Below are 15,288 nucleotides of genomic sequence, written 5' to 3'. Positions count from 1 at the left end.
TCACACCTCGATCAGTTGGTAATTGGCATCCCCGAGCCCAATGGCAGCCGCATACTCGATCTGGTACCTGCCGTCCGTGTAGTCCCAGGTCCCTTTAAACTTGTCCTCTCCGGGAGCGAAGTTCCCCCCGAGCTGCGTCCGGGCGAACCCCTGCTCGCTGTTGATGAGGTCCAGACTCGCGTGGTCGATCGCGACCGGGTCGGTGGAGGCGAGAATCCCGATATCGGGGATGACCGCGGCGTCGCTCCAGGGGACGCAGTCGCAGTCCGGGGTGATGTTCTGGAGGAAGTTGATGTACCCGACCCTCCCGGGTTTGTCGTGAACCGCGCCGAGGGCGTACTCGCAGAGCCGCTCGATGAACGGCCGGATCTCCGTCGTCCAGTCGAACTCGATCGCGCCCTCGGGACAGGCACGCATGCAGTCGCCGCACCCGACACAGTGCTCCGGGTTGAGCACCGCCCGGCCGTCGGCAAGGGTCATCGCCGCCTGCGGGCAGACCGTGGTGCACTTCCCGCACCCGCCGCACCGCTCGATCTCCACGAACGGCCGGCCCGCGTGCTGTTCCGCCTTCCCGGACGGCGGGGCGCAGCCCATCGCCAGGTTCTTGATCGCGCCGCCGAACCCGGCGAGGTCGTGGCCCTTGACGTGCGAGAGGACGATCATGCTGTCGGCGTCGAGGATGCTCCCGGCGATCCGGACGCGTTCAAAATGGCTGGCCTCGATCGCGACCTCCCTCCAGTAACCGCCCTTAAGGCCGTCGGCAATGATTACCGGGGCGCCGGCCACCGCGTAGGCGAACCCGTGCTCGATCGCGGTGACGGTGTGCCGGACGGCGTCGGCCCGGCTCCCGGCGTAGAGAGTGGCGGTATCGGTGAGGAACGGCTGCGCTCCACGCTCTTTTATCTTATCGACCACCTGCCGGGCAAAGAGCGGGTGGAGGTAGGTGTCACACCCGCGCTCTCCGACATGCAGTTTGACGGCCGCAAGGTCCCCCGGCCGGATAGCCGTGTCAAACCCGGCCGCATCAAAGAGACGGCGGATCTTCGCGGCTTTGCTCTCGTGGTGCCCCCGTGCCCTGATACCGGCAAAATAGACGTCTGCCATCGATCCATGCTCCTTTGCGGATACTCTCTGGCTGCCGGAGGATAAGGATTGTGCCGGATCCCGGCGGTACGGTAAGGATTCGGCTCTGTTGAAACCCTGTTTTGATCTTCATCCTGTCCCTGATGCGGGTGGTGCCACACCAGGCCTGTCCCCGGGCCGGCCTTTTTTCCCGGGCATCTCCTCCTGCAGTGGACTGTGGTGGAGGTCATCCCAAAACGATCTCCAGACCTTCGGTATACCCTCATCGGAGCCCTTACTTCTCAGGCATCCGCCATCTGAGCCGCATCCTGAGCCAGGAGGGTGAAACGGCTTTCCATTGGCTATCGCCTGAGCGGGGGAGGGTCCGGGAGGGGGTGTCCCCCTCCCGGTAACAGCGTTTTGGGACAACTTCGTGACTATCGCCACTCCGGGTGGGGCTCGCGGGGGGTGAATATCCCCTGTCTCCACGTTGTAACGGATCTCTGTAACCCCCACCACCCGCGCTTCGCGCTCCTCCCGCCCCGGGGGGGCGGGCAGTGCGTGGCGATATGCGACTGGCCGAAGGGTGCGACGGACAACGTCCGGAGCTTGAGAAGACGCGGAAGCGTCTTCGAGCAGGAGAAGACCGAAGGTCCTGGACTTGCGATGGTTCGCTACGCGACTGGCCAGAGGCCGGGAGCGTGAGCACCGTGAGGTGCGAAGAACCGGAGCAGGAGAAGACCGAAGGTCCTGGACGTGCGATGGACAAAACATCGGGAGCACGAGCACCGCACGTGCGCAACCCGGTGGAAAGCCGTGCCCCTGACTGCAGCCGTCTGGAACAGGCAAGGGGGTTTCAACAAGGCCAGGGATTCAAAAAGAGGTAAAAAATCCTCACCGGATCTCCGTACCCTTCAACCGCACGCCGGGCTCCTCCGTCACCTCGCCGACCACCCGGGCGTCGGGGACGATCGCCTGGAGCGCGGCGACACTCTTCTCCGGGGCGACGAAGGCGTAGCCCATGCCCATGTTGAAGGTCCGGTACATCTCCATATCGCTGATCTTCCCGTTCTCCTGCAGCCAGGAGAAGATCTCGGGGACTTCGAGGGGGTCGGTGATGGAGAACCCGTACTCGCTGAGCCGCTTGAAGTTCAGGAGGCCGCCGCCGGTGATGTGGCACATCCCGTGGATCTCGCAGGCCGCCGCCACCCGGAGCACTTCCGCATAGATCCGGGTCGGCGTCAGGAGCTCTTCGCCGAGGGTCTTGCCGTTCGAGAGACGGGTCTCGTAGGATCCACAGTCCTCGACGACCTTGCGCGCGAGCGTCAGGCCGTTGCTGTGGATGCCGCTCGAGGGGACGCCGACGATCAGATCGCCCGGAACGATCCCCTCGCCGGTGACGATCTTCTCCTTCTCCTGGACCCCGAGACAGGTTCCCGCGAGGTCGAGACCGTTCACGAGCCCCTTGAGGGTCGCGGTCTCGCCGCCGACGATGTTCATGTTCGCTAAGCGAGCCCCCTCGTTCAGCCCTTCGCCGATCTGGGCCATCTTCTCGGGCAGGAGCGCGTCGGTCGCTATGTAGTCGACGAACGCCACGGGTTCGAGGTTCATCACGTAGAGGTCGTTGACATTCATCGCGATGCAGTCGATTCCGACGGTGCTCCAATCGCGGAGCGTGTCCGCGACGAGCATCTTCGTGCCGACGCCGTCGACCGCGAGCGCAAGCGCATACGGACCAAAGTCGATCAGTCCGGCGAAGTGTCCGACCTTCCCGAGCATCGAAAAAGCGCCGGTTCTCTGGTAGGTGAGGGAATCGATCAGCGCCCGGACCGCCCGGGCCTCGAGGTCGATATCGACCCCGGCTTCACGGTAAGTATGTCCTTCAGTCATCTGAGTTCTCCGATAATCGGAATTCGTCGTGCAACACCTGCAGGGCACGTTTTCCATCCCCGGCCTTCACGACGAAGGAGACGTTCACCTCGCTTGAACCCTGCGAGAGCATCATCATGTTGATGCCGGCCCGGCCGATCGCCGAGAAGATCCGGCCGCCGGTTCCGGGCGTGCCGGCCATCCCCGCACCGACGACCGCGACCGCGGCGACGTCGTGGTCGTAGGTGACCTCGCGTACGACGCCCTGCTCCACGAGCGGGTCGAGGGCGCCGAGCGCGGCGTCCAGGTGCGACTCGTCGATGATGAGGGAGATGTTCGCCTCGCTCGAACCCTGCGAGATCATCATGACGTTCACCTCCCGCTCGGCAAGCGCGGAGAAGATCGTCTTTGCGACACCGGGACGGCCGACCATCTGGGCGCCGTTGATGTTGACCAGCGCCACCTTCTCGATCAGGGCGATGGCCTTGACCACCCGCAACTCCCGGTGCTCGTCGCGGAGGACGAGGGTGCCGGGGACTTCGGGCTTAAACGAGTTCTTGACCCGGATCGGGATGTCCTTCTGCATCGCGGGTTCGATCGACCGCGGGTGGAGAACCTTCGCGCCGAAGTAGGAGAGTTCCATCACCTCAAGATAGGAGATGTCGTCGAGCACCCGGGCATCGGGGATGATCCGGGGATCGGAGGTCATCACCCCGTCGACGTCGGTCCAGATCCAGATCTCGTCGGCATCGACCCCGGCACCGATGACGGCGGCGGAGTAGTCGGAACCGCTCCGCCCGAGGGTGGTGATGACGCCCTGCTCGGTCGCCCCCATGAAGCCCATGATCACCGGGACGGTGTCGGCGAGCAGCGGGGCGACCCGGGCACGAATGTTCTCCTCGCTCACCGGGAGGGCACGGGCGTCCCCGTGATTCGCCGTCGTGATTATCCCGGCCTCGGCACCGTCGAGGGCGACCGAAGCGATGCCGCGCTGACGGAGGGCGGCCGCGACGATCGGGGCGGAGAGCCGTTCCCCGAACGAGACGAGGTAGTCGCGGGACCGGGGAGTCAGCTCCCGTAAGGTATGCACCGCGGAGAGGATGTTCTGCAGCCGGGCGAGCCGGTTGTCGATGATCGCCGTCACCTCGTGGGTGTAGTCGGGAGCCGTCTCCTTGAGGAGCCGGGTGTGGCGCTCCCGCATGGCGTCAAGAAGCGTCCCGATATCGGGTTGCTCCTTGCTTGCTATGACCTCGTCGGCCACCGCGATGATCCGGTCGGTGATCCCGGAGCATGCCGATACAACTACCGCGACCTCGTCACCTGCGCTACGATGCGATTCTACGATGTCTGCGACCCTTCCGATACAGTCCGCCTCTCCGACGGAAGTGCCGCCAAATTTCATTAAAAGCCTCATTCTGGCTCACTAGTCCCCTGCAATTACTTTATGGTATTATACAACGCACCGACTAATAAGATGCATGTAGACGAGATTGTGGACGCGCACGTGCTGGTTGTCGGAAGCGGCGGCGCCGGGGTGCGGGCCGCCATCGAGGCCTCCCGGTACGGCGGCGTGGTCATGGTCTCCAAGACCATCGCCGGCAAAGGCGGGTGCACGACGATGGCGGAAGGCGGCTACAACGCCGTGCTACGGGACCGGGATTCAGTCGACGTCCACCGCGAGGATACGCTCTCGGGTGGGGCGTATCTCAACGACCCGGCACTCGTGGACGCGCTGGTCCGCGAGGCGCCGGAACGGATGGCGGACCTCGTCCGGTGGGGCGCTGTCTTCGACGTCACGGAGGACCGAGAGGTCGCGCAACGGCCGTTCGGGGGGCAGCGGTTCCCCCGGACCTGCTACGCCGGGGACCGGACCGGCCACGAGATGATCATGACCCTCCTCGACCGGCTCGACGCGACCGATACGCACCTCTACCAGGAGGTCTCGGTCGTCGACTTCGTCAAGGACGAGAACGGGGCGGTCGCCGGCGCGATTGCTCTCGACCGGGACGGGGACGTCGTGCTCTTCCGCTCCGACGCGACGGTGCTCGCGACCGGCGGGGGGACGCAGGTCTACGATATATCCACGAACTCCGCCGCCGGGACCGGGGACGGGTTCGCGATGGCCTACCGGGCGGGTGCGGAACTGATCGATATGGAGATGGTTCAGTTCCACCCGACGGGTGCGGTCTATCCCTACGACGCCCGTGGCCGCCTGGTGACGGAAGCCGTCCGGGGCGAGGGAGGCATTCTCTTAAACGCGCGGCGGGAACGGTTCATGGAGCGCTACGACCCCGACCGGATGGAACTCTCCACCCGGGACGTGGTGGCGCGCGCGATCGCGACCGAGGTGCTGGAGGGCCGCGGGACGAACCGGGGCGGGGTCTACCTGGACGTGACCCACCTTTCGGCAGAGACGATCGAGACACGGCTCCCGGTGATGCTCGAGCAGTTCCTCGCCTACGGCGTGGATATCCGGCGGGAGCCGATGGAAGTGGCCCCGACCGCCCACCATATCATGGGCGGGCTCCGGATCACCCCGGAGTGCCGGACAACCATCCCGGGCCTCTTCGCCTGCGGGGAGGTCGCCGGCGGGGTGCACGGTGCAAACCGCCTCGGCGGGAACGCGCTCGCGGAGACGCAGGTCTTCGGAAAACGTGCCGGGGAGTTTGCCGGGAAGGCGCCCGCACGGAGCGGCCGGATCGATCCCGCCCGGATCGATGAGGTGACCCGGATGCTCGGCGGATTCTACGAGGGGGCAATAAGCCCCGCGGATGTCAGGAAGGACCTGAAACTCACGATGTGGAACCAGGCCGGAATCTTCCGGAGCGCCCCCGACCTCCGGACGGCGCTCGGGCACGTTCGCCGACTTGCCGACAAACGGCTCTGCGCCGCCTCGACCGTGAACCTGCTTGAATGCTGCACCGTCCGGAACATGTGCACCACGGCATCCCTGATCGTCCGGTGCGCCCTCCTGCGGCCGGAGAACCGGGGAGCCCACGTCCGGCGGGATGCCGACGTGGCGACCGAACCGGCGACGTCGCCGTTCTCCCACACCTACGTCTCGCTCGCCCGCGAGGGGATCGAGCGGCGGGAGGTGGCGGCATGAAGACGATCACCCTCCGGGTCTCGCGTTTCGACCCGGCCGCGGACGCGGAGCCACACTTCGAGGAGTACATCGTCCAGGTCAACGAGGGCGCCCGGGTGCTCCACGCCCTCCACGCCGTCCGCGACGAGCACGACCCGACCCTCGCCTACCGCTACTGCTGCGGGTCCGGGCAGTGCGGGAGCTGCGCTGTCCAGGTGGACGGGAAGCCCGTCCTCGCCTGTATGGAGGAGGCCCGTGACGGGATGACGGTCGAGCCGCTGGCGCTCCCGGTCTTAAAAGACCTGATGATCGACCTGGAACCGGTGATAGCAAAGATCGCCCGGATCTGCCCGGCGCCGGACGCTGCCCTCCCGGCACGGGAGGAGATCGAGGCGATCAAGCCGTTCCGGGACTGTATTGAGTGTCTCTGCTGCGTATCGGCCTGCCCGGCGCTCCAGGTGACGGATTTCGCGGGGCCGACGGTGCTCCGCCAGGAGATGCGTCTTGCCCTCGACCCCCGCGACTCGGGTGACCGGATCACCGACGCGATCGAGAAAGGGCTCTTCTACTGCACGACCTGCAAGCGTTGTGTGGAGGTCTGCCCGAAGGAGATCGATATCCCGGGCAAAGCCATCGAGAAACTCCGCGAGATCGCGAACCGGCGCGGGCTGACCCTCCCCCGCCACCAGGAGGTGGCGCGGCTGGTGCAGGAGACCGGCCGGAGTGTGGAGCGGACGCAACCGACTTTCCTCGAACAGGTGCCGGAGGTGATCGAGCCCGACGGGCCCGTCCGCGGCGAGGTGGGGTTCTTCGTCGGGTGCATGTTCAACGGCCGGGTGCCGCAGACGGCGCTCGACGCGATGGAGGTCATGAAGCGCAACGGCATCCGGGTGATCGTCCCCCACGACCAGGTCTGCTGCGGTTCGCCGCTGATCCGGACGGGGCAGACGTCATTCATCGACGACCTGAAGAAGAGGAACATCGAGGCCTTCGCCAGCCGGGGGATCAAGACCGTGATGACGATCTGCGCCGGGTGCGGGGCGACGCTGAAGAACGATTACGAGACGCCGTTTACGGTCAAAGACGTCACGGAGATCCTCACGGAGTACGGGATCGAGCTCCCGTCGAAACTCGACGTCCGGGCGACCTACCACGATCCCTGCCACCTCCTCCGCGGCCAGGGGATCAGCGAGCAGCCGCGGGAACTCCTGCGCCTGGGGGTCCGGGAGTTCGTGGAGATGCCGACGCAGTGCTGCGGGGCCGGCGGCGGCGTCCGCTCAGGGGTGCCGGAAGAGGCAAAAGCCCTCGGGGCGAAGCGCGATGAGTGCGTGAAGGGAACCGGCGCGGACGTCGTGGTGACGGTCTGCCCGTTCTGCGAGTTCCACATCGCCGACTGCACGGACGTGCCCGTCAAGAACCTGACGACGATCCTGCTCGAAGGGTATCGGAAGAAAGACGCGGAGCGGAAAGGCTCTGCGTGATATTCACTTTTTTACGGACTAGAACCTGAACCACTTCATCATGACCAGAGCGTCCTCCTCGTTCGCGTAATACGCGGCAACCTGGAAGACCTCGCGGTAGCCGAGACGGCGGTAGAACTCCTGCGCCCCGGTGTTCGTCACCCGGACCTCGAGCTGGACGCCGCTCGCGCCGAGAATAACATACTCACGCTCCAGGCGGCGGATGAGGTGCTGGCCGATCCCCCGGCGCCGGTATCCGGAGGCGACGGCGAGGTTCATGATATGCCCATAAACTTCTTCTCCGGTATTCTCAATGCCCCCGGCAACGAAACCAGCCACGTCACCGTTGTTCCTGGCCACGAAGAATGTCTCCGGGTAGTAGGCGAGCGATTCCTGGAGCGTCCTCTCGTCCCAGGGGTCTTCGAAGGCCGCTTTCTCGACGGCGACTATCTGCGGAATGTCTGCGGGCTGTGCCCGACGAATGGTGAGTTGAAGCGGCATCATAGTCGGCCTCTCCCTCTTGGAGTGCCTTACCTAATATAGTGTCAGGGGACAAAATAATAGGCACATACGAGTGGCGGTATTTATGGTTCAGATCTATAGTTTCGCGGCGGTCCGTCCGGGGCGGCCGTACTCCGAAAAAATTCCCTCCGTGCCCTACGATGTGGTGACGGCGGAAGAGGCCCGGGAGTGCATCGAGAAGAACACCATGAGTTTCCTGCGGGTCAGCAGGCCGGATGCCGAACTCCCCGACGTCCCCCCGAACGACGACCGGGTCTACCAGCGGTCGCGGGAGGTCTTTGACGGGATGCTCGCAGACGGCCTGATGGAGCGTGACCCCGAACCCGGGATGTACGTCTACCGGGCGGTCCAGGACGGCGAGGAGTTCGTCGGGCTGGTCTGCTGCGTGGGAACAGAGGACTACGAGAACCGGACGATCCGGCGGCACGAACTCACCCGGTACGACAAGGAGGAAGACCGGACACGGCATATCGACGTCGTCGGCGCGAACACCGGGCTTGTCTTCCTGCTCTACCGCGACCCGGGCGAGATCTTCTCCCACGTCCGCTCCCTCATCGACGGCGCGCAGCCCGACGGGAGCACCACGACCGCATCGGGCGTGCTCCACGAAGTCTACCGGATCGCCGATGAGGCCGCCCTCGCCCGCCTTGAGAGCCTTTTTGCGGCGGTGCCGGAGACCTACATCGCGGACGGGCACCACCGGGCCAAATCGGCGGTGAACGTGGCGGAGCGGCGACGAAGCGAGGGGAGGTTCACTGAAGAGGCCGGGAAGTTCATGACGGTCCTCTTCGCCCACGACCGCGTCCGCATCCACGGTTACAGCAGGCTTGTCACCGACCTCGGCGACTACACCCTTCCGCGGCTCATCGATGCGCTCTTAACGGCGGGCTGGACCGTCCGCCCCTACAGGAAGGTCGAAGCGGCCGGTTACCAGATCCAGCCGCTCGCGGCCCGGGATGCGCCGGTGCACGTCATGCACTTCTACCTGGAAGGAACCTGGTACGAGGTCTCCCGGCCGGTCGCGGACCCCGACGACCTGATCGGGTCGCTCGACGTCTCCGTCCTCCAGAAAGACGTCCTCGAAGGGATGTTCGGGATCTCCGACCCCCGGGGCGATCCCCGGCTCCACTACATGGGCGGAGCGCAACCCCTCAGCGGACTCGAACAACTCGTGGATAGCGGCAAATATGCCCTCGCGGTAGCGATGCAGCCGGTGCCGGTCGAGACGGTGCTCGCGATCGCCGATGCGGACGGGGTCATGCCCCCGAAGTCCACCTGGTTCGAGCCGAAACTCCTCTCGGGGCTCGTCATCCACACGATCGACTGAAAAATCCATAGCATCACCTTTAACTCTTTTTCTGCCCGATCACCACTTATGATCACGATTGCGCTCCCGAAGGGGAGCCTTGAGGCGCAGACACTCCAGCTCTTCAAGGAGGCGGATCTCGAGGTCAGGCGGACCGACCGCGATTACAACCCCCGGATCAACGATCCCCGAATCGGGAAGGTGAAGATCCTCCGGCCGCAGGAGATCCCGCTCTATGTCCAGATGGGCTACTTCGATCTCGGGATATCGGGGCTCGACTGGGTGCAGGAAAGCGGTGCCGACGTCGTGGAGGTTGCAAACCTCTCTTACAGCAAGACGGGGGACGGGAACGTCAAGATCGTGGTTGCGGTTCACCACGATGAGCAGATCGAGGACGTCACCGCCATCCGCCCGGGCAGCCGGGTGACGACTGAGTACCCGCGGATCACGGAACGGTTCTTCTCGGACCTCGGGGTTCCGGTCACCCTCTTTCCCTCCTACGGGGCGTCCGAAGCAAAGGTTCCCGACCTGATGGACGTCGTCGTTGATCTCACCGAGACGGGGAGCACGCTCAAGAAGAACGGGCTCAAGATCGTCGGGCAGATCATGGAGTCGCACACCGCGCTCCTCGCGAACCGCGAAGCCCTCTATGACCCCGAGAAGCGCCGGGAGATCGACGAGATCACGACCCTCCTCCTCGGGGTGATCGAGGCGCGCCACCAGGTGCTCCTGACGATGAACGTGCCGTCGACCGCGCTCGACCGCGTTATCGAGGCCCTCCCTGCGATGAAGAAGCCCACCGTCAGCAGGCTGCACGGCATCGATTACTTCAGTATCCAGACGGTGGTGCAGAAAGGGCTCGTCAACGCCCTTATTCCACCGCTCAAGGCCGCGGGTGCCGAAGACATCCTCGAGATCCCGATCACAAAAATAGTGCGGTGAGGGGAACCCTCACCCGCGCCGGGAGTACTCCCGCGAACAGGCGTAACAGACGAACTTCCCGTCTTCGACCCTGACGCGAGACTCGGCGGTCATCTCGCCGCATTTTGCGCACGCCACCGACGAAAAAATCCGGGCCCGTTCGGGGATCTCGGCGTCGACCTCGTGGATGATGAAGAGGTGCTCGGCGGGGGCCTCCAGGATGGCGTCGACGATCTTTTTCGTGCGCTCGTGGAACTCGGCGTGCTCTGCATCGGTTGCCTGCCCCTGCATCACCCGCACCCGGAGCGGCGCAAGCTCGGGGTCGAGCGAGTCGATGTTGAACGACGGGTTCGAGACCACGCGGATTGCGGCACCGGTTGTCCGGTTGATGAACGTGAACGCGTGTTTGCCGTGATCCTTGAAGAGGAGGTTTCCCTTTCCGGCGGTGCAGCCGGTGAGAACCTGGATGGCGTCGACGCCGCAGGCATCGGTCTCGGCGATGGTGACGAGTTCTTCGTCCTCCGAGCGCCCGGAACGGAGCCGTGCGAGGGCGACCTCTGCCGCCCGGTAACCCGTCGCGAGGCCGGGGCAGACGTGGCCGTGGAAGGCGGCCGCTTCGGCGAACCGGTCACCTGTATCTCCCGGCGTGCCGGGGGGAATGGTAGTACACATATGTTTACCCTGCATCAGGTGTTGTTACGAACTTTCGGATATATGTTACGATAGCGTGCCGGAACCGCGGCCCGGTACGCCCCGGCATATAAGAGCGGAATCGTCCCATCCAGCGAGTCTGCGTGTGGGACGAAATATTTTTGCAATACGTTGTCTGCACGTTTCCAATATCCGGATCTATGGGCAAATCTTTGAAGATACAAGAGAGAGGGTTATTTATATGCCTTCAGTCATAATGACTGCTTTACATGAGAGTTCCCGGGGGAGTTCTAGCCCTGCTTGCTGCAGTCTGCATCCTCTGCACCGCGTGTGGTTGTCTCGGTGCATCCTCGCCTCCGCCGTCAGGCGGCGGTATCACCTCCATCGATCTGCCGGAGCCGGAGGGCTACACCCTCACCGAGGCTCTCGCGGAACTCGATATCCTCAGCGCCGAGGGCGGCTTGAACACCACCGGCACCTCGATGCACCAGGTGCTCGGGAACCGCGTAACCCTGGATGGACAGGCAGCCGCCTGGGCGATCGGCCTTAAGGACGGCGAAGAGGTCCGCTGGCTGACCTCCGGCATCACGGGCTGGAGGGAGACCTCGCTTCGTGCTCCCCTGCCCGATGACGAGGTGAATATGACCGCGATCCTCTCCCCGGAGGATCTCTTTACGGCTCAGGAAGACGCGATCCGGCCGGTGATGAAGCGCCTCAATGCAAGCACGGTCGATATCGGGCTCGCGGAGGGAGTCTACACCGTCACGGTTCGTTCGAATGCAGGGGTGGAGGTTCTCGCGTTCCAGGCAGATACCGGGGGGGCGATCGTATAAAACCGGCAACCGACGACGGCCTGATGTCGCTTGACTTCCTCGCGGGGTTCACGATCTTTCTGCTCGCGCTGATCATGGTGGTGAGCATGGTGCCGGGGCTGCTTGCGGGCCTGGAGAGCAGCGGCATCGATTACGATGCGGTCGCCTACCGGACAGGGGTGATCCTCGCCGAGGATCCCGGCTGGCCGGTCTATCCGCCGTGGGAGATGAAGACCGACGCATATAAGGACGAGATCGAGCGGATGGGGCTCGCGGTCTCGAAGGAGACCCCGAACATCCTCCTCTCGACGAAGGTTAACGCCTTCTTCAACGACTCCTTCTTCGCCGAGGAAGACTACCGCAGCAAGGCAATCTTCGGCGACATCCCCTATTCTTACAACTTCTCGCTCTCCAGCGGCGGTGTACTCCTCAACCAGACCGGCGACACACTTCCTCCCGGCTACGGCTACATCCGCCGGGTGGTAAAGATCAAGGAGCCGGGGGTGGCGGTAATCAATGACAGCTTTGCGTCTCAGTATACGTCGTCCTCCTCAGCCCAGAATTTCACTGTCCGGCTCAATTTCAGCCGGCTGCTGAACGCATCGATCGATCCGGCCTACCGGATCGACCCGCGAACCGAGCCGGTGAACGTGACGATCACGGACTTCAGCGAGTACCTGAACGGTTCCTGTAGCGATGCAACACTCAAGGACGTGACGTTCTGGAAGATGGATCCGACGACGCCGATGCCGAGGTTCTCCCGGATCCCGTTCTCCTACAACACGATGGATCCGAACCTCTACAACCTTTCCCTCGACGGGACTCCAACTGATCTCGCGCCGGAGACCAAAGTAGCCGAGAACATCACGCTCGTGCTGAAACCGGCGGCCACCTCGCTCTTCACCCTGGACCAGAACAGCATCCTGGACATCCGGTTCACCTTCGAGGATACTGACTACCCGCACACCAACATCACCGGCATCCACCACTACGACTACAATGCGACAAACGTCACCCGCCCCGACCTGAAGCCCGCCGTCCTGGAGGTGGCGATATGGTGAACGACGGAGGCCAGCTCTACACGATGGAGGGGGTCGCGGCCGGGCTGATCATGCTCCTCACCGCGTACATCGTCATCAGCACGACGAGCGTCTACACCCCCGGAGATACCCACATCCCGGATATGCAGCTCGAGCAGCTCGGTAACGACGTGCTGGCGATGATGGATACGCCGGATAGAGATGGGGAAGAGAGCCAGCTGGTCGGGTTTGTCAAGAATGTAACCGGACCCTGCGGCGGTAATGATCTCTGGGACGAGTTCCTCGACAACTGTAAGATGCGAGCCGGAGATGAGGACGATAACCTTCATGCCCAGGCCTACCTCTCCTACAGGAGATCGGACGGCAGCGTAGACACAACCCCGCTCTCCTCAGAGGATCCGGAGTTCACCGGGCGTGAGAACACGGTGCGGGTGACCCGGTGGGTGCAACTGCCGGTGGGAAGTCCCAGTGACATGCCCCCTGATGTGGAAACCACCCGCCCCCAGGCCGTCCTCGTGGAGGTGCTGCTATGGCGTGCATGAACGAAGACGGGCAGTGGATCGTCCTGATGGGACTTCTGGTCGCCGTGGGGCTGTTCTTCCTCGCGCTGATCATCAACCAGTCGGCGCTCGTCGGGCAGACGACCGCGGAAGGGGTGCTTGAGTTCCCGAAGAACGACATCCGGGACCTGCGGGAGGCGGTGTTCGACTATGTTGATGAGTTCGACCATGAAGAGGACACCGAGAGTAAAGCTGTTCGGGACGACATCATCGCGATATCCCTCGAACGAAAGAACGCCGTGGTCAATTTCTCGGTGGGTGATCCAGAAGACATCTCCGGTCGCGATCTCCACCCGATAACCATCCACTACAACAACGGGGTGACGGAGTACGATGAGACCGTGTATTACTGAGCCGCCGAACGAAGAGGGCGTCACGAGGCTGACGGAGTACATCATCGTCACCGGCGTGCTCCTCGTGCTGATGATCGTCATGATGTTCACCGTCAACGCCGTCTTCATGGAGGGGCCGGCGAACAATCTCCGCCACCACGCCTTCGTGGATATCGGGAACGGGGTCAGCACCCGGATCGTCGACCTCTACGTGATCGCGCCCGGCAACGGGACGATCGAGACGAAGTTCGATATCCCCGACGACGTCGCCGGGGCGGGCTATTTCGTGAGCGCGGATCTGGAGGGCGCCGACCAGGTGATCCAGGTGCAGGGCGGCAGCATCCAGAGCAGGATCGCCATCGCCGGGATCGGAGCGACGAGGGGTGTCATCGGCAACACCACCGGCGCGGGATGGAACATGATCCAGTACGACTCAAAGGGATTTTAGGGGAGGCAAAGAATCGTGAAGATGAATGAGAAGGCGGTCTCCGAGGCGATCGGGTTCATCCTGATCCTCGGGATCGTCATCAGCGGCATCGGGCTCGTCACGCTCTACGGCTACCCGGTGCTCGTCAAGGAGCAGAGCAACACCGACGTACGGAACATGGAGCGGGCGATGATCATCATCCAGAACGATATGAAGAGCCTCTGCTACAAGAACGTGCCCTACAAGGAGACGTCGCTCCAGGTGAGCGGGGGGACGCTGGAGGTGATCGGTGCTACCGACGGCGCCACACCGAAGTTCAGTATTTCCGCCGACGGTTCTGAACCCGTTGAGTTCTCCCCCGGAGCACTGGTCTATCGCTCCGACCGGGGCAACGAGGTGATCACCCTCGAGAACGGTGCGGTGATGACCCGCCAGGAAGGCTCGGCGGGTTCGGCGATGCTTGCCGAGCCGCGGTGGTTCTATGACAACTCTACAAAGACGTTCGTCATCTACATCATGAAGATCACCACCAACGACTTGATGGCGAAGTCGGGGATGGCAACAGTCCGGATGAGCCTGGACACACCATCTACGCTTCCCATAGATAACCCGGGAACCGTTACCGTTACGTACAACGACCCTTCAGCTCACTACTCCACGGCATGGAGAAACTACCTCACCAGCCCGACGGTCGGTATGAAACAGGAAGAAGGCTTCCTGAACACCTATAAGATACCAAACGTCGATAAACTCGTCATAAAAGAGTACGAGATCGAGATCCTCGGCATCTAACCTTTTTTGACTCTAATACTGCATATCGTCGGGCGCTGCCCAGTACTTCAGTCGTTTCGGCAACCGAGACTAAACAATGCGGCCTCGTGCAATACGGTAACGAGGAGTTGGCAGCACTCGGTGGCCGGATTTCGCACCTTGCGGTGCTCGAGCTCGGTTCCTGATGGAACATCGCACTTCGCACCTTGCGGTGCTCGAGCTCGGTTCCTGATGGAACATCGCACTTCACACCTTGCGGTGCTCGAGCTCGGTTCCTGATGGAACATCGCACTTCACACCTTGCGGTGCTCGAGCTCGGTTCCTGATGGAACATCGCACTTCGCACCTTGCGGTGCTCGAGCTCGGTTCCTGATGGAACATCGCACTTCACACCTTGCGGTGCTCGAGCTCTGTTCCTGATGGAACATCGCACTTCACACCTTGCGGTGCTCGAGCTCTGTTCCTGATGG

At 63.3% G+C, this 15,288-nt stretch carries 16 protein-coding genes; 11 read left to right on the top strand and 5 right to left on the bottom strand.

Annotation, left to right across the window (positions count from 1 at the left end):
• Positions 1-1,104, bottom strand: coding sequence for a DUF362 domain-containing protein (locus FGW20_RS02730; RefSeq protein ID WP_301676561.1), 1,104 nt, complete (start codon positions 1,102-1,104; stop codon positions 1-3).
• 426 nt (positions 1,105-1,530) lie between these two features.
• Between FGW20_RS02730 and FGW20_RS02725 the strand changes: the two genes are divergently transcribed.
• On the top strand, positions 1,531-1,767 hold the full coding sequence (locus tag FGW20_RS02725; protein ID WP_301676560.1) for a hypothetical protein: 237 nt from the start codon (positions 1,531-1,533) through the stop codon (positions 1,765-1,767).
• 189 nt (positions 1,768-1,956) lie between these two features.
• On the opposite strand, the gene purM is transcribed toward FGW20_RS02725, so the two are convergent.
• Both purM and FGW20_RS02715 read right to left on the bottom strand, forming a co-directional pair.
• Positions 1,957-2,952, bottom strand: coding sequence for a phosphoribosylformylglycinamidine cyclo-ligase (gene purM, locus FGW20_RS02720; protein ID WP_301676559.1), 996 nt, complete (start codon positions 2,950-2,952; stop codon positions 1,957-1,959).
• Entirely contained in the window at positions 2,945-4,333 is a 1,389-nt protein-coding gene (locus FGW20_RS02715; protein WP_301676558.1) for an aspartate kinase, read from the bottom strand. Before FGW20_RS02715 ends, purM begins: the two co-directional genes overlap by 8 nt.
• Positions 4,334-4,405: 72 nt before the next feature.
• Here FGW20_RS02715 and tfrA point away from each other — a divergent pair, with 72 nt between their 5' ends.
• Both tfrA and tfrB read left to right on the top strand, forming a co-directional pair.
• On the top strand, positions 4,406-6,037 hold the full coding sequence (gene tfrA, locus FGW20_RS02710) for a fumarate reductase (CoM/CoB) subunit TfrA (protein WP_301676557.1): 1,632 nt from the start codon (positions 4,406-4,408) through the stop codon (positions 6,035-6,037).
• A complete protein-coding gene (gene tfrB / locus FGW20_RS02705; RefSeq protein WP_301676556.1) occupies positions 6,034-7,497 on the top strand; it encodes a fumarate reductase (CoM/CoB) subunit TfrB in 1,464 nt (487 codons plus the stop codon). The genes tfrA and tfrB overlap by 4 nt, the downstream gene beginning before the upstream one ends.
• Before the next feature lie 18 nt (positions 7,498-7,515).
• On the opposite strand, the gene rimI is transcribed toward tfrB, so the two are convergent.
• Entirely contained in the window at positions 7,516-7,980 is a 465-nt protein-coding gene (gene rimI, locus FGW20_RS02700; RefSeq protein WP_367617914.1) for a ribosomal protein S18-alanine N-acetyltransferase, read from the bottom strand.
• A gap of 82 nt (positions 7,981-8,062) precedes the next feature.
• Here rimI and FGW20_RS02695 point away from each other — a divergent pair, with 82 nt between their 5' ends.
• Together FGW20_RS02695 and hisG are read left to right on the top strand one after the other, a co-directional pair.
• The gene (locus FGW20_RS02695; protein WP_301676555.1) at positions 8,063-9,325 is read left to right on the top strand and encodes a DUF1015 domain-containing protein; all 1,263 of its coding nucleotides are present in this window, start codon (positions 8,063-8,065) and stop codon (positions 9,323-9,325) included.
• A gap of 48 nt (positions 9,326-9,373) precedes the next feature.
• Positions 9,374-10,246 carry an ATP phosphoribosyltransferase gene (hisG, locus tag FGW20_RS02690; RefSeq protein WP_301676554.1) on the top strand — a complete coding sequence of 291 codons (873 nt, stop codon included), beginning with the start codon at positions 9,374-9,376 and terminating at the stop codon, positions 10,244-10,246.
• 9 nt (positions 10,247-10,255) lie between these two features.
• Here the strand turns inward: hisG and FGW20_RS02685 are convergent, their stop codons facing one another.
• The gene (locus tag FGW20_RS02685; protein ID WP_301676764.1) at positions 10,256-10,897 is read right to left on the bottom strand and encodes an FmdE family protein; all 642 of its coding nucleotides are present in this window, start codon (positions 10,895-10,897) and stop codon (positions 10,256-10,258) included.
• Between the two features lie 248 nt (positions 10,898-11,145).
• On the opposite strand from FGW20_RS02685, the gene FGW20_RS02680 reads away from it, so the two are divergent.
• The 6 genes from FGW20_RS02680 to FGW20_RS02655 are packed head-to-tail and all read left to right on the top strand — an operon-like array spanning position 11,146 to position 14,839.
• A complete protein-coding gene (locus FGW20_RS02680; RefSeq protein WP_301676553.1) occupies positions 11,146-11,709 on the top strand; it encodes a hypothetical protein in 564 nt (187 codons plus the stop codon).
• Positions 11,710-11,732: 23 nt separating this feature from the next.
• Entirely contained in the window at positions 11,733-12,749 is a 1,017-nt protein-coding gene (locus tag FGW20_RS02675; RefSeq protein ID WP_301676552.1) for a hypothetical protein, read from the top strand.
• On the top strand, positions 12,743-13,270 hold the full coding sequence (locus FGW20_RS02670; RefSeq protein WP_301676551.1) for a DUF7288 family protein: 528 nt from the start codon (positions 12,743-12,745) through the stop codon (positions 13,268-13,270). The genes FGW20_RS02675 and FGW20_RS02670 overlap by 7 nt, the downstream gene beginning before the upstream one ends.
• The gene (locus FGW20_RS02665) at positions 13,258-13,641 is read left to right on the top strand and encodes a hypothetical protein (RefSeq protein WP_301676550.1); all 384 of its coding nucleotides are present in this window, start codon (positions 13,258-13,260) and stop codon (positions 13,639-13,641) included. The genes FGW20_RS02670 and FGW20_RS02665 overlap by 13 nt, the downstream gene beginning before the upstream one ends.
• Complete coding sequence (locus FGW20_RS02660) at positions 13,622-14,068, top strand: hypothetical protein (protein WP_301676549.1); 447 nt, start codon at positions 13,622-13,624, stop codon at positions 14,066-14,068. The genes FGW20_RS02665 and FGW20_RS02660 overlap by 20 nt, the downstream gene beginning before the upstream one ends.
• 21 nt (positions 14,069-14,089) lie before the next feature.
• Positions 14,090-14,839, top strand: a complete 750-nt coding sequence (locus FGW20_RS02655; RefSeq protein ID WP_301676548.1) for a DUF7289 family protein — start codon at positions 14,090-14,092, stop codon at positions 14,837-14,839.
• Positions 14,840-15,288 lie beyond the last annotated feature (449 nt).

This window comes from Methanoculleus methanifontis, assembly GCF_030464365.1.
Classification (GTDB): Archaea; Halobacteriota; Methanomicrobia; order Methanomicrobiales; family Methanoculleaceae; genus Methanoculleus; species Methanoculleus methanifontis.
This window is presented reverse-complemented; position numbering and strand designations above follow the sequence as displayed.

Excerpts from the sequence above, each read along its gene's own strand:
- FGW20_RS02730 (WP_301676561.1), bottom strand. The coding sequence starts at position 1,104 with ATGGCAGACGTCTATTTTGCCGGTATCAGGGCACGGGGGCACCACGAG.
- purM (WP_301676559.1), bottom strand. The coding sequence starts at position 2,952 with ATGACTGAAGGACATACTTACCGTGAAGCCGGGGTCGATATCGACCTC.
- FGW20_RS02715 (WP_301676558.1), bottom strand. The coding sequence starts at position 4,333 with ATGAAATTTGGCGGCACTTCCGTCGGAGAGGCGGACTGTATCGGAAGG.
- tfrA (WP_301676557.1), top strand. The coding sequence starts at position 4,406 with ATGCATGTAGACGAGATTGTGGACGCGCACGTGCTGGTTGTCGGAAGC.
- tfrB (WP_301676556.1), top strand. The coding sequence starts at position 6,034 with ATGAAGACGATCACCCTCCGGGTCTCGCGTTTCGACCCGGCCGCGGAC.
- rimI (WP_367617914.1), bottom strand. The coding sequence starts at position 7,980 with ATGATGCCGCTTCAACTCACCATTCGTCGGGCACAGCCCGCAGACATT.
- FGW20_RS02695 (WP_301676555.1), top strand. The coding sequence starts at position 8,063 with ATGGTTCAGATCTATAGTTTCGCGGCGGTCCGTCCGGGGCGGCCGTAC.
- hisG (WP_301676554.1), top strand. The coding sequence starts at position 9,374 with ATGATCACGATTGCGCTCCCGAAGGGGAGCCTTGAGGCGCAGACACTC.
- FGW20_RS02685 (WP_301676764.1), bottom strand. The coding sequence starts at position 10,897 with ATGTGTACTACCATTCCCCCCGGCACGCCGGGAGATACAGGTGACCGG.
- FGW20_RS02680 (WP_301676553.1), top strand. The coding sequence starts at position 11,146 with ATGAGAGTTCCCGGGGGAGTTCTAGCCCTGCTTGCTGCAGTCTGCATC.
- FGW20_RS02675 (WP_301676552.1), top strand. The coding sequence starts at position 11,733 with ATGTCGCTTGACTTCCTCGCGGGGTTCACGATCTTTCTGCTCGCGCTG.
- FGW20_RS02670 (WP_301676551.1), top strand. The coding sequence starts at position 12,743 with ATGGTGAACGACGGAGGCCAGCTCTACACGATGGAGGGGGTCGCGGCC.
- FGW20_RS02665 (WP_301676550.1), top strand. The coding sequence starts at position 13,258 with ATGGCGTGCATGAACGAAGACGGGCAGTGGATCGTCCTGATGGGACTT.
- FGW20_RS02660 (WP_301676549.1), top strand. The coding sequence starts at position 13,622 with ATGAGACCGTGTATTACTGAGCCGCCGAACGAAGAGGGCGTCACGAGG.
- FGW20_RS02655 (WP_301676548.1), top strand. The coding sequence starts at position 14,090 with ATGAATGAGAAGGCGGTCTCCGAGGCGATCGGGTTCATCCTGATCCTC.